This is a genomic window from Burkholderia contaminans, from assembly GCF_029633825.1.
In the GTDB taxonomy this organism is placed as follows: domain Bacteria; phylum Pseudomonadota; class Gammaproteobacteria; order Burkholderiales; family Burkholderiaceae; genus Burkholderia; species Burkholderia contaminans.
The window spans coordinates 118,140-131,559 of record NZ_CP090641.1 but is presented as its reverse complement, the minus strand read 5'-3'; the positions used below and the strand labels follow the sequence as shown (position 1 = coordinate 131,559).

Sequence of the window (13,420 nt, the reverse complement as noted above, 5' to 3'; positions counted from 1 at the left end):
CGCGCGCGACGCGTCGCCCGATTTTCTGCAGCGGTCCTTCAGTAGCCGCTGCCGCCACCGCCTCCGCTGCCTCCCGAGCCGCCGCCATACCGGCTCATGCCCGGTCCCTGCGCCGGGCCACTACCCGACGACATACACCCCGCCGACAGCGCGAGCACCAGCGCGGCGATCAGCGCCGCGGCCAACCTTGCCGATTTCATGTCCGCCTCCTTGCCGCACGCGGGACGCTGGAAAGGCCGGTTCGCTCGAACCGTGCGTCTGCGCGCTGACGAAATACGAAACGTTTCGGGCGGGCGGTTTATTCCATGCTTTTTTGCGAATCGTCGAACGCGAAAGGGCAGACCGGAGGCATCTTGCCGTGCCTTGATACACTCCGGCAGCCGCCATTCCGATTCCGACTACAAAGAACATGAGTGCTACCGCAGAACGTCCGCCGTTGCGTCTGTCCCATCCCGTCATGTTCGGCTACATGTCGTTTGCCGTCGGCGGCCCGCTGGTCGCATCGCTCGTCTGACCGGCCGTGATGCTGATCGCGTGGTCGTTGATCGACGGTCCGTCGTGGGAGGTACTGAAGATCGGCGCCAGCATGGTGCCGCTGATCTTCTTCGCGTCGTTCCTGTTCGGCTATTTCGTGCCCGCGGCCGTGGCGGGCGGCATCATGGGTGCAATCGGCACGCGGATCCGGCGGCGCTGGTTCGTGCTGCTGGGGATGGTCGTCGGGGCAGGCGCGATGATCGGCTTCGTCGAACTCGTGGCCTACCTCCAGAAATCCGACAAGGTCGGCGACATCAACGCGATCGCCACGCTCGATGCGATCGTGACGTCGGCCGTGCTGTCGCACTGGCTTCATCGGCGGCTCGCACGCCGGCGTTGAACGCGGCGCGTCATCGGGCGCAGTGTCCGGGCGCAGTGTCGTTGCTCGCGAGCATGCCGCGGGCGGAACCGTGCGGCCGCTTCAGCGGCCTGCGGGCTGCCATGCCGTTCCTGAAGCGGATGCCGCCGCCGTCGCGGCGGCCCGCGATCAACGATAGACGAGATCGGCGCGGCGGTTCTGCGCCCACGAATCCTCGTCGTGGCCGAGCGCAACCGGCTTTTCCTTGCCGAGGCTGACCGCCTCGAGTTGCGAGGCTTGCACGCCGAGCGTTTCGAGCCCGCTCATCACGGCTTGCGAGCGGCGTTGGCCGAGCGCGAGGTTGTATTCGGACGTGCCGCGTTCGTCGGTGTTGCCCTGGATCAGCACGTGCCGCGACGGATGGCTGCGCAGGTAGTCGGCGTGCGCCTGCAGCAGCGACTGGTATTCGGGCTTGACGGAGTACTGGTCGAAATCGAAGTAGACGCTGCGCTTCGCGAGCGGGCTGTTCGGATCATTGAGCTCGTCGGCCGTCACCGTGGCGACGGCTTCGCTCGAGGGTGTCGGCTCCGTGCCGGCATTCTCGGGCGTCTTCGCCGCATTGTGGCAGCCGGCCAGCAGCACGAAGGTTGCGAGGACCGCAAATCGGTTCGTTTTGCTCATCGTTCGTCTCCAGCGGTTGACTGCGTTGAACGCGTGGGGCGTGCGACCGGCACGCCCGTATCCGGCCGGAATGGCGCGAAAGGCCGGCACTTACGACGTGAATCATGTTCGTAAGCCGGTGGTGCGCCATATGAAAGAGTGTCGCGACCGGAACGCCAAATCGCGGCGTCGCTGGAGACAGATTAGGAAAAATGTCACAGCGTGACCAGTTTCTCCGCATTTTTTTGCGCCGATGCGACAGACCGGGGCGCATTTTTGTCGTCGCGCGGGGCGACGACACAGCGAAAAGGCCGTGCGCGGGCGCGGCCATTCCGGCTCGGGGCATGACGATCGAGCGGGGCTGGAAACGCCTGCCCGACACGGTCGGCGCAACAGTTTTGCGCTGCGCCGCTCCGTATTGCATCGTCAGAACTTGTGCCGCAGCCCCAGCGCGACGACGACCTGGTTGCTGTTCGCCGATGGTGTCAGCGTCCAGACGGTCGCGTTGAACGCGGGATTGCCGTTGCCGCCGCTCACGCTCTGGTAGACGCCTTCGAGGTACGCATCGGTGCGCTTCGACAGCGCATAGTCGGCTTGCGCCACGACCTGGTTCCATTTCGGGCGCGTTTGCCCGGTGCGCGTGTCGAAGCGGCCCATCGTGTACGTGTAGGCGGCAGAAAGGCTCAACGCACGCGTGACGGCGTAGCGCCCGTCGATCGTGAAATTGTCGAACACCAGCGATTCACCCTTCAGCGGCGCGATGCCGCCGCCCTGGAGCACGCCGGTCACGCCGTCGGTGGTCGAGTGCGACCACGCGGCGCCGACCGAATGCGGACCGAATGCATAGCGGCCGGCCGCGGCCCAGATCTGCTGGTTGCCGCCGGTGATCGTCGCCGAGCCGTCGACCGTGCTGAGCGCGCCATTCGGGTTCGGCGCATTGCGGTCACGGCTGATCTTCAGGTAACCGGCGCCGAGCTTCAGCGGTCCGTTCGCATATGACACGCCCGCGCTCCACGCCGCGTTGTTGGCGAACTGGCCGGCCGTGTTCGAGAACCCGACCATCGCGCCGAACGTCAGCCCGCGGTACGTCGGGCTCGTGTACTTCACCGCGTGGTTGATGCGAAGGTTGCGGTTCGAATCGTCGTTGTCGTACGGATGCACCGCGAGGTTGCCGCCCCAGCCGGGGCCGGACGCGCCGAGCGGCGTCACGAAATCGAGGATCAGGTCGTACTGGCGGCCGAACGTGAGCGTGCCGGCCGTCTTCGAGCTCAGGCCGATCCATGCCTGGCGGCCGAACAGGTCGACGCCTTTCTGCGACAGTGCGCCGGTGGTGCCCGAGAAGCCGTTCTCGAGCGTGAAGACCGCCGCGGTCCCGCCGCCCAGATCCTCGCGGCCGCGCAGCCCCCAGCGCGACGCGTTCAGTGCGCCGCTCGTCATCGCGACGGTGCCGCTGCCCGGCGAGCCGGCGCCGTGCGTGCGCTGGTTGGTCGCGTAAGTGATCGACGTGTCGATCAGTCCGTACAGCGTGACGCTGCTCTGTGCGTGGACACCGCCCGACGCGAGGGCGGTCAGGCAGGTGGCAATGGCGGTCCCCGCGAGTCGAGTCCCGGCGTGCTGGTTCATCTTGTAGGAATGCATAGGAGTTTTTATCGTTTTTCCGGCCCGGTGGCCGGCGGATCGAGCGGCCATTATTGGAGATCGTGTGGCAGTCGATTAAGGCGCTGCACAGGAAAGGTCCTCTGCGAAATCGCGTGGAATCGCGTGGAGTCGCGGCGAGGTGGGGGCGGGAAGACGGTCAGGCGGCGGGTGCGGATTGACGCAACCTCGGTGTGGGGGGAAGTGCGCGCGCGGGGCCGGCGCGCGAAGCCCGGCCCCGCGTCCGTCAATGCGGCATCACCAGGCGCGGATCGATATACGCGTCGATGTCCTGCGACTGCTTGTACACGCCGTTGCGCACGTTGAACGCATTCGCGTTGCGCGTCGAGCCGTAGATCGAATCGAGTCCGTCGCCCTTGCGGAACGCGCGCTTTGCGGCGGCTTCGTCGAGCAGGTGCGTGCCCTTCAGCAGCGGGAGGTACTGCTCCGGCGCAAGCCCGACGCGTGCGGACATGATCTTGACTGCGTCACCCTGCGTCTTCGGATCGTTGATGTAGGCGACGCAGCGGTACCAGACCTTGATCACCTTGGCCCAGTCGGCGCGGCGCGCGGCAAGGCTGGCCGGCGCGACCGTGATCGCGTCGTAGATCAGCCCGGGCGCATCCGCCGACGTGAAGATCGCGCGTGCGCCCGGTGCGCGCTTCAACGCCTCGCCCGCGTTCGGCTGCCAGGCGGCCACCGCGGCGATGTCCGACGACGAGCCGAGCACCTGCGGCAGCTCGTTGGTTTTCGCGTTCACGAGCGTCACGTCGCCGTCCTTCAGCCCGTGCTTCTGCAGCGCGGTTTCGAGCAGCAGGTGATCGACGAGGCCGAGTTCGACGCCGACCTTCTTGCCCTTCAGCGCCTCGACGGTGCGCAGCGGCGGCTTGGCGACGATCATGTCGTTGCCGGCGGAATAGTCGGTGAGCAGGACCATCACGTTCTTCGCGCCGGCCGAGCCCGTGACGAGCGCGTCGCCATTCGTCGCCGCGACCGCGTCGAGCTTGCCCGCGGAGAACGCGTCGAGCGATGCCGAGTAATCGAACCATTCGAAATCGACATCGACACCGGCTTCCTTGAACCATCCCTTGTCGAGTGCGACCTGGAACGCGACCCAGCCGGGCCAGTCGCTGTAGCCGATCTTGAGCGGTGCTGCCGCGTGCGCGGCGGGTGTCATGAGTAGCGCGGCGGCCGTAACGGCGGCCCCCCATGCGTGACGGACGGAACGGCGGGACAGCAGGCGGCCAGGCGCCAGGGCGGGGCGGGTCATCGTTTTCTCCAGGAGACCGGGATCGGGATCGTCGATACGGACCGTGCTCGTGCGCGGTCCGGCCGCGTGGCCGGTTCCTGCGGATGCGGAACGAATGAAGCGGCCACGGAGAGGCGCGACGGCCGTTGCCATCGCCAATCTCCCGGGCTTTTGTCCCGCCGTGTAGCGCGTGTGCGTCCGGTCTCGCGATCGGACGAACCCGCACCGGGCTGCTCTCGGACCAGACGTTCGATGAACCGGAACCCTAGCACCCCTAAGATGCGATGCCGCCGCACCTCTCGGCGTCATGCCGAGCGAGAAGCGTGCCAACGGCGCGCGGCGGGGCGGCTCAGTGGCGCCGCGACCTGCGCTGCAGTTCGATGAAGCGGGCGGAGAAGAGCGCGCTCAGCGCGCGCCGGAGCAGGTCGAGCTTGTTCATGAGGTGTCGCGTATCGAGTGAAGGTGCATGCATCGAGCAATGCCCATGCCATTGCCGATCGTGTCGTACAGGCAGGCGCGGCGCGCACTGCACCGGTGCGGGCGCGCGTTCGCATGGTGCGCGGCACGCCCGCCGTGAGGGCAGCCATCCGCATCCGGTGCGGTGTCCGTCAGTGCGCGCTTGCCGGAAAGCCGCGTGGCGCGGCGATTCCTCACACGCTGGCACGCAACTCGCTTATTCAGTGCCCGAGAGGTGCGAAGCAATTTGCATCATCTTCAGGATCGCTAGGGTTCCGGTCGTGCGGCGTTCGCGCCGCGCGATGGCTGGTCCGAGAGCAATCCGGTCTTGTCTTCTCCTCGCTTCGAGGAAACGGCGAGGCTCCACGGAGGGATAAAAGCCCGGGAGGTCGCGATGTCGTTCGGTCGCCCTCTCACGCCTTTTGTCCAATCGACCCCGGAGCCGCCATGTCGCCGAGCCCCCAAGCCGTCCTTGCCCCGCCGCCACACGTCGTGTGGGAAACGCTCATTCCCGCCGGAACCCACTGGTCCGGCATCCTGCGCCGCGGCCTCGCGCTGCGCGTCGTCGATGTCGACGGCGGCGCGAACCTGTCCGCCGTATTTCATCGCCAGGAAGACCCGCTCGAACGCTACAACATGGCCGACACGCTGAAGGCACAGCACACCGCGCATCTCACGCGCGGCCATGCGCTGTACACCGACATGGGGCGCGTGATCGCGTCGATCACGGCCGACACGCTCGGCTGGCACGACCCGCTCGGCGGCGTCGGCGACGCGCGGCTGTTCGCGCACAAGTACGGCACGACGTCGTACCAGGCCGATCGCAACGCGATGATCCGCAACGGCCGGGACAGCCTCGTGCTCGAACTCGCGAAATACGGGCTGTCGGCGCGCGACCTGGTCGCGAACGTCAATTTCTTCAGCAAGCTCGACACCCGCGACGACGGCGCGCTCGATTTCGTCGCCGGACATTCGCCGGCCGGCAGTGCCCTCGACCTGCGTTTCGAGATGAACACGCTGGCAGCGTTCTCGACCGCGCCGCATCCGCTCGATCCGCACCCGGACTACGCGCCGAAGGCCGTGAAGCTGATCGCGTACCGCGCGTATCCGGCGGACGGTGCCGCGCCGGAAGACGATCCGTGCCGCCGCGCGTGCGCCGAGAACGTGCGCGGCTTCGCCAACACCGATCGCCTGTTTGCGTAAGGAGAGCCGAGCCATGCCGATCATCGAAAGCCGTCTCGACCCGCGCGATGCCATTCACGACACCACGCTGAATGCGGGGGAACCGTGGCTGCACGACCTGAAGCGCGGGCAGGTCTTCCGCATCCTCGACCTCGAAGGCAACCAGGCCGTCGACACGCTGTTCTACCGGTCCGACGACCCCGAGGAGCGCTACAGCGCGCAGGACACCATCCGCGCGCAGCGCAACCTGTACCTGAGCGCGGGCAGCGTGCTGCTGTCGAGCCGGGGCAACCCGATGGTGACGATCGTCGCCGATACCTGTGGCCGTCACGATACGCTCGGCGGCGCGTGCGCGGCCGAGAGCAACACCGTGCGCTATGCGCTCGACAAGCGGCACATGCACAACTGCCGCGACAGCTTCCTCAACGCCATCACGCACTGCACGTGCGGCGCGGGTGCGCGGCTCACCAAGCGCGACCTGGTCGGCAACGTCAACTTCTTCATGAACGTGCCCGTCACGCCGCTCGGCGGGCTGACGTTCGAGGACGGCATTTCCGCACCGGGCAAGTATGTCGAGATGCGCGCGGAGATGGACGTCACGGTGCTGATCTCGAACTGCCCGCAGCTCAACAATCCGTGCAACGGGTACAACCCGACGCCGGTGCGCCTCACGATCTGGGAGGCGGAATGAACGACCGCCACGCTCACTTGCTTTGCATGGGGCCGGAGTACGCGCTGAAGCGCTACTCCGGACCGACATGTTCGCTGCCCCCCAAGGGGGCGGTTGCCTCCCTTGGGGCGGCCCGGCGGGAGGCAACATGAAATTCACGAAAGTCCTCGTCGCGAACCGCGGCGAAATCGCGTGCCGCGTGATCCGCACGCTGAAACGGCTCGGAATCGCATCGGTCGCGATCTACTCCGACGCCGACCGTGATGCGCGCCACGTGGCGCTCGCCGACGAAGCCGTGCGGGTCGGCCCCGCGCCGGCGCCGGACAGCTACCTGAACGTCGCGGCGATCCTCGCCGCCGCACGCGAGACGGGCGCGCAAGCCGTGCATCCCGGCTACGGCTTCCTGTCCGAGCACGCGGGATTCGCCGACGCATGCGAAGCGGCGGGCCTGCGCTTCATCGGGCCGCGCGGCGACCAGATGCGCGCGTTCGGGCTCAAGCACACCGCGCGCGAACTCGCCGCTGCACAGGGCGTCGCGCTGCTGCCCGGTACGGGCCTGCTCGACGATGCACGGACGGCGCTCGCCGAAGCCGACGCGATCGGCTACCCGGTGATGCTGAAAAGCACCGCCGGCGGCGGCGGGATCGGCATGTCCCTGTGCCGCGACGCCGCGCAGCTCGAAGCGGCGTTCGATTCCGTCGTGCGGCTCGGCGCCGCGAACTTCGCGCATGCGGGCGTGTATCTCGAGAAATTCGTCGAGCACGCGCGGCACATCGAAGTGCAGATCTTCGGCGACGGCCGCGGGGATGCAATCGCACTCGGCGAACGCGATTGCTCGGTGCAGCGCCGCAACCAGAAAGTGATCGAGGAAACGCCTGCGCCGGGCCTGACCGACGAAGAGCGCGCCGCGTTGCACGCGAGCGCGGTGCGGCTTGCCCGCGCGGTCGGCTATGCGTCGGCCGGCACGGTCGAATTCGTGTTCGACGCGCATACGCGCCAGTTCTATTTCCTCGAGGTGAACACGCGGCTGCAGGTCGAGCATTGCGTGACCGAGGAAGTGACGGGCATCGATCTCGTGGAATGGATGATCCTGCAGGCGGAGGGCGACCTGCCGCCGCTCGGCACGCTCGCCGTTGCACCGCGCGGCGCGAGCATCCAGGTGCGGCTCTATGCGGAGGATCCGCACAAGCAATTCCTGCCGAGCGCGGGGCTGCTGACGCACGTCGCGTTTCCGGACGACGTGCGCGTCGACGGATGGATCGAGGCGGGCACCGAGATCAGCGCGTACTACGATCCGCTGCTCGCGAAGCTGATCGTGCATGGCGAGACGCGCCGCGACGCACTGGCCGCGCTGCAGCGCGCACTGGCGCGCACGGAACTGTACGGCATCGAAACCAATCTCGACTATCTGCGCGCGATTGCCGGTTCGGACACGTTCGCGCGCGGCGCAGCGACCACCGCGTTCCTGTCGCGCTTCGCGTTCGCACCGCACACGATCGACGTGCTCGACGGCGGCGTGCAGACCACCGTGCAGCAGGCGCCCGGGCGTGTCGGCTACTGGAACGTCGGCGTGCCGCCGTCCGGGCCGATGGACGATCGCGCGTTCGCGCTCGCGAACGCGCTGCTCGGCAACGCACACGACGCGGCCGGGCTGGAATTCACGATGGTCGGCGCGACGCTGCGCTTCAACGCCGAGACGCTCTTCGTGCTCGGCGGCGCGCCGCTCGCGGCATCGCTCGATGGCGAACCTGCACCGTTCTGGCAGGTGCTGCGTGCGCGGCCAGGCGCGGTGCTGAAGCTGGGCGGCGTGACGGGTGCCGGCGTGCGCGCCTGCCTGGCCGTGAAAGGCGGGCTGCAGGTGCCCGACTATCTCGGCAGCAAGGCAACCTTCACGCTCGGCCAGTTCGGCGGCCATGCGGGGCGTGCGCTGCGCAAGGGCGACGTACTGCATCTGGACGAGGAAGCCGGGCGCGGCGACGCGGGCGCCACGCTGGCCGCGGCGGAGATCCCCGCGCTGACGCACGCGTGGACGCTCGGCGTGCTCGACGGCCCGCACGGCGCGCCGGATTTCTTCACGCCGGACGACATCGCGATGCTGTACGGCACGCAGTGGACGGTCCATTACAACTCGAGCCGGACCGGCATCCGGCTGATCGGCCCGAAGCCGCAGTGGGCACGCGCGGACGGCGGCGAAGCCGGCCTGCATCCGTCGAACATCCACGACAACGCGTATGCGATCGGCGCGGTCGATTTCACCGGCGACATGCCGGTGATCCTGGGCCCGGACGGCCCGAGCCTCGGCGGCTTCGTGTGTCCGGTGACGGTCGTGCATGACGAATTGTGGAAGCTCGGGCAACTGCGGCCGGGCGATACGGTGCAGTTCGTCCGCGCCCGTGTGTCGACCACGCTCTCCGCCGACACGGTGGTTGCGCGTCCGGCACCCGCCGGCACGGCGGACGAATGCGTGCTGCATCGCGACCCGTCGGCCGGCGGCGGCATCGGCGTCGTCTACCGGCGCTCGGGCGACCGCAACGTGCTGGTGGAATACGGGCCGCTCGTACTCGACCTGAACCTGCGTTTTCGCGTGCATGCGCTGATGTGCTGGCTCGACGCGCACCGTCTGCCCGGCATGCTCGACCTGACGCCGGGCATCCGTTCGCTGCAGGTGCAGTTCGACGCACGGACCCTGCCGCTCGACACGCTGATCGCGCATCTGCAGGCGGCCGAACGCGCGTTGCCGGAAGTCGCCGACATGCGCGTGCCGAACCGCATCGTGCATCTGCCGCTGTCGTGGGACGATCCGTCGACGCGTGTCGCGATCGAGCGCTACATGCAGTCGGTGCGGCCCGATGCGCCGTGGTGCCCGAGCAATATCGAGTTCATCCGGCGGATCAACGGCCTGGCCGGCATCGACGATGTGAAGCGCATCGTGTTCGACGCGCGTTATCTCGTGATGGGGCTCGGCGACGTGTACCTCGGTGCGCCGGTCGCGACGCCTATCGATCCGCGCCACCGGCTCGTCACCACGAAGTACAACCCCGCGCGTACCTGGACGCCGGAGAACGCGGTCGGCATCGGCGGTGCGTATCTGTGCGTGTACGGGATGGAAGGGCCGGGCGGGTATCAGTTCGTCGGCCGGACCGTGCAGATGTGGAACCGCCATCGCACCACGCGCGAGTTCGAAGCCGGCAAGCCGTGGCTGCTGCGCTTCTTCGACGAGATTCGCTTCTACGAAGTCAGCGAGGCCGAGCTGGCGGAACTGCGCGCGGATTTCATCGCGGGGCGCGCCGGGCTGAAGATCGAGGAATCGGTGTTCGATCTCGGCGCGTACAACCGCTTCCTGCGTGACGAGGCGGATTCGATCGCCGCGTTCAAGGCATCGCAGCAAACGGCGTTCGAAGCGGAGCGCGAACGGTGGCGGGTGGCCGGCCATGCCGAATACGTCGGCGACGCGGCGCAGGGCGAGGCGGACGCCGCGCGGGAAGCGGGCGCGCTTGCCGACACGCAGCGCGCGATCGCCGCGGACGTGTCGGGCAGCGTGTGGAAGGTGCTGGTCGAAGCGGGTGAGCGCGTGACCGAAGGGCAGGTCGTCGCGATCGTCGAGTCGATGAAGATGGAGGTTGCAGTGACGGCGACGGAAGACGGCACGATCGAGACGATCGATTGCGCGCCGGGCGCGGCGGTGGTGGCCGGCCAGCGGCTGATGGTGATGAAGGCGGGCGCCGCCGAGGAGGTCGCATGAGCACGACGGAACATTCGATTTTGCCCGGCGTACGCTCGATCGCCGCGCTGCGTGCGCGCTATGCGAAAGGCGACTTGACGCCGCACGCGCTCGTCGACGAGATCGCCGCACATTTCGCCGCGGGCGATCCGCATCATGCGTGGATCCGGCCGCTGACGCATGGCGAGATGACGGCCTATGCCGACGCGCTGGCCGGGCGCGACATCGCGTCATTGCCGCTGTATGGCGTGCCGTTCGCGATCAAGGACAACATCGACCTCGCCGGCATCCCGACCACGGCAGCCTGCCCGGCCTATGCGTATACGCCGGCGCACAGCGCGCCCGTCGTCGAGCGGCTGATCGCGGCCGGCGCGATTCCGATCGGCAAGACCAACCTGGACCAGTTCGCGACCGGCTTGTCGGGCCAGCGCTCGCCTTATGGCGCGTGCCGCAATGCGCTCGATCCGCGCTATGCATCGGGCGGCTCGAGCTCCGGATCGGCGGTGGCCGTCGCGCTCGGCGTCGCGTCGTTCTCGCTGGGTACCGACACGGCGGGCTCCGGGCGCGTGCCGGCCGCGTTTCACGGGCTCGTCGGGCTCAAGCCGACCAAGGGCGTGCTCAGTACGCTCGGCGTCGTGCCGGCCTGCCGGTCGCTCGATTGCGTATCGGTGTTCGCGCCCTCGGCGGCTGACGCGCGAACGGTGTTCGCCGCCGCGCACGGCGTGACCGATGGCGATCCGTACGGACGCGCGTGGCAGCCGCTGCTGGGCGCGGACGGGCTTCGCGCACAACCGGCGCGACCGCTCGGGCAGTTGCGCTTCGCCACGCCGCGTGCCGATCAGCTGCAATTCTTCGGCGACGAATCGTATGGCGCGGCATGGCGCGCCGCGCTCGAGCGCCTGCGTGCGACCGGGGCGGAGATCGTCGAGATCGATTTCAGCGCGTTCCTCGCTGCCGCGCGGCTGCTTTACGAAGGCCCGTGGGTCGCCGAACGGCTCGCCGCGATCGGCGCCTTCGCCGCGCGGGAACCCGACGCGCTGCATCCGGTGATCCGCGAAATCGTCGGCGGTGCGGCGCGCTTCAGCGCGGCCGATGCGTTCGCCGCGTTCGATACGCTCGCGACGCTGCGCGTCGAGGCCGGCCGTGCATGGAACGGACTGGACGCGATCGTCATGCCGACTTCGGCGACGACGGCGACCATCGACGCACTCGAAGGCGACCCGATCGGCGTCAATTCGCGTTTTGGTTACTACACGAACTTCGTCAACCTGCTCGACCTGTCGGCGATCGCGGTGCCCGCCGGCATTTGCGAAACCGGGCGGCATGCCGGGTTGCCGTTCGGCATCACGTTCGTCGGGCGTGCACACGACGACGCGCGGCTGCTCGATCTTGCGCAGGCGTGGGCCGACGCGGAGGAACGAGGCAGCGGCGAGGGTGGCGGTCTGCCGACGGACGTCACAGGCGACACGGGTGCAACAACAGCACCGGTGCCCGGCGCGACATCCGGCGTCGTGCGCGTGGCGGTCGTCGGCGCGCATCTGCGAGGTGAGCCGCTCAACTGGCAGCTCACGCAGCGAGGCGGACGTTTCGTCGCCGCGACGACGACAGCGCCCGCCTATCGTCTCTACGCGCTATCCGCGGCGGCATCCGGCGGCGTCGCCAAGCCGGGCCTCGTGCGTGTGCCGGACGGCGGCGCGTCGATCGCGGTCGAAATCTGGGAGATGCCCGTGGACGCTTACGGCAGCTTCGTCGCCGGCATTGCCGACCCGCTCGGCATCGGCACGCTGACGCTCGAGGACGGCGCCCGGGTGCAGGGTTTCCTGTGCGAGAGCGCGGCGCTGGACGGCGCGCAGGACATCACGCACTTCGGCGGCTGGCGTGCCTACCGCGCGAGCGCCGCGACCGGCACGAGCGGCGCACGCGCATTGCAATGAACGCCCGGTCGCGCGGTGCCCCGGCATGCGCGCGACCGGCACCTGAAACGATACGGAGTTTGACATGCCAATGACCCGCAACACGACCGGATGGCTCGCCGTGCGCCGCGAGCTGACGACCTGCGGAAAATGGACGCTCGGCGTGGCGTCCTTCCTGCTGCCGTTCGCCGTCTGGTGCCTGATCAGTTACGTGCCGTTCATCTGGCATCCGCAAATGCGCGTCACGAATCCGGGCAGCGTCGACTACTTCCAGACCGGCATGCAGATCGATCGCGACGTGTTCGACGACGAACTCGCCCATGCGCGAGCGACCCGCGCGGCCGTGCCCGAAGGCGTGCGTGCGAACCCGGTCTACCTGCCAGCGCCGCATCAAGTGCTGCGCGCGTTCTACACCGCGTTCACGACCCCGCCGGCATCCCGCGACGGCGTCTGGCTGCACGAGAGCCTGTGGCACAGCATCCGGATCATCTTCTGGGGCTTCGTGATCTCGTCCGCGATCGGTGTGCCGCTCGGCATCGTCTGCGGCACCTTCAGCGTGCTCGCGCGGCTCCAGGAGCCGTTCCTGGAGTTCTTCCGCTACCTGCCCGCACCGGCGTTCGGCGCGCTGATGGTCGCGATCCTCGGCATCTACGATGCGCCGAAGGTCGCGATCATCGTGATCGGGACGCTGTTCCAGCAGGTGCTGATCATCGCGAACACGACGCGCAAGCTCGAATACGGGCTGTTCGAGGCCGCGATGACACTCGGCACGAAGAAGCTGAAGCTGCTCACGCACGTCGTGATCCCCGGCGTGCTGCCGGACCTGTATCGCGACCAGCGCATCCTGCTCGGCTGGGCGTGGACCTACCTGATCGTCGCCGAACTCGTCGGCACGAGCTCGGGCATCACGTGGTACATCAGCCAGCAGGCGCGCTACCAGCATTTCGACAACGTATATGCGGCGATCCTGATGATCGGGATCATCGGCCTCGGCACCGACATCGTGCTCGGGCTGCTCGGCCGCCGGCTGTTTCCGTGGGACCGCACGCTGAAAGCGTGACGCCCGTTGGCGCCCATCCATCGACCGAATTCCGCAGAGGCC

The 13,420-nt window shown here is 68.1% G+C and carries 10 protein-coding genes and 2 riboswitches; of the genes, 6 read left to right on the top strand and 4 right to left on the bottom strand.

Annotation, left to right across the window (positions count from 1 at the left end):
* Nucleotides 1-38: 38 nt before the first annotated feature.
* Nucleotides 39-200: a hypothetical protein gene (locus LXE91_RS18360; protein WP_172625568.1), complete on the bottom strand. Its 162-nt coding sequence runs from the start codon at nt 198-200 to the stop codon at nt 39-41.
* A gap of 323 nt (nt 201-523) precedes the next feature.
* Between LXE91_RS18360 and LXE91_RS18355 the strand changes: the two genes are divergently transcribed.
* The gene (locus LXE91_RS18355) at nt 524-874 is read left to right on the top strand and encodes a hypothetical protein (RefSeq protein WP_223274300.1); all 351 of its coding nucleotides are present in this window, start codon (nt 524-526) and stop codon (nt 872-874) included.
* A gap of 147 nt (nt 875-1,021) precedes the next feature.
* Here LXE91_RS18355 and pal read toward each other — a convergent pair whose 3' ends face one another.
* From pal to LXE91_RS18340, 3 genes are all read right to left on the bottom strand, one after another.
* On the bottom strand, nt 1,022-1,513 hold the full coding sequence (gene pal, locus LXE91_RS18350; RefSeq protein ID WP_039357728.1) for a peptidoglycan-associated lipoprotein Pal: 492 nt from the start codon (nt 1,511-1,513) through the stop codon (nt 1,022-1,024).
* 405 nt (nt 1,514-1,918) lie between these two features.
* On the bottom strand, nt 1,919-3,130 hold the full coding sequence (locus tag LXE91_RS18345) for a porin (RefSeq protein ID WP_039357730.1): 1,212 nt from the start codon (nt 3,128-3,130) through the stop codon (nt 1,919-1,921).
* 244 nt (nt 3,131-3,374) lie between these two features.
* Complete coding sequence (locus LXE91_RS18340) at nt 3,375-4,397, bottom strand: ABC transporter substrate-binding protein (RefSeq protein ID WP_039357783.1); 1,023 nt, start codon at nt 4,395-4,397, stop codon at nt 3,375-3,377.
* A gap of 137 nt (nt 4,398-4,534) precedes the next feature.
* Nucleotides 4,535-4,656, bottom strand: a riboswitch (guanidine-I (ykkC/yxkD leader).
* 432 nt (nt 4,657-5,088) lie between these two features.
* Nucleotides 5,089-5,222: riboswitch (guanidine-I (ykkC/yxkD leader) on the top strand.
* 57 nt (nt 5,223-5,279) lie between these two features.
* On the opposite strand from LXE91_RS18340, the gene LXE91_RS18335 reads away from it, so the two are divergent.
* The 5 genes from LXE91_RS18335 to LXE91_RS18315 all read left to right on the top strand — a co-directional run bounded on the left by LXE91_RS18335 (nt 5,280) and on the right by LXE91_RS18315 (nt 13,378).
* The gene (locus tag LXE91_RS18335) at nt 5,280-6,035 is read left to right on the top strand and encodes an urea amidolyase associated protein UAAP1 (RefSeq protein ID WP_039357732.1); all 756 of its coding nucleotides are present in this window, start codon (nt 5,280-5,282) and stop codon (nt 6,033-6,035) included.
* A 13-nt stretch (nt 6,036-6,048) separates the two neighbouring features.
* Nucleotides 6,049-6,705 carry an urea amidolyase associated protein UAAP2 gene (locus tag LXE91_RS18330; protein ID WP_039357735.1) on the top strand — a complete coding sequence of 219 codons (657 nt, stop codon included), beginning with the start codon at nt 6,049-6,051 and terminating at the stop codon, nt 6,703-6,705.
* Between the two features lie 127 nt (nt 6,706-6,832).
* Nucleotides 6,833-10,426 carry an urea carboxylase gene (gene uca / locus LXE91_RS18325; protein WP_039357738.1) on the top strand — a complete coding sequence of 1,198 codons (3,594 nt, stop codon included), beginning with the start codon at nt 6,833-6,835 and terminating at the stop codon, nt 10,424-10,426.
* Nucleotides 10,423-12,339, top strand: a complete 1,917-nt coding sequence (gene atzF / locus LXE91_RS18320; protein ID WP_039357741.1) for an allophanate hydrolase — start codon at nt 10,423-10,425, stop codon at nt 12,337-12,339. The genes uca and atzF overlap by 4 nt, the downstream gene beginning before the upstream one ends.
* 64 nt (nt 12,340-12,403) lie before the next feature.
* Complete coding sequence (locus LXE91_RS18315) at nt 12,404-13,378, top strand: ABC transporter permease (protein WP_039357744.1); 975 nt, start codon at nt 12,404-12,406, stop codon at nt 13,376-13,378.
* Nucleotides 13,379-13,420: the final 42 nt, after the last annotated feature.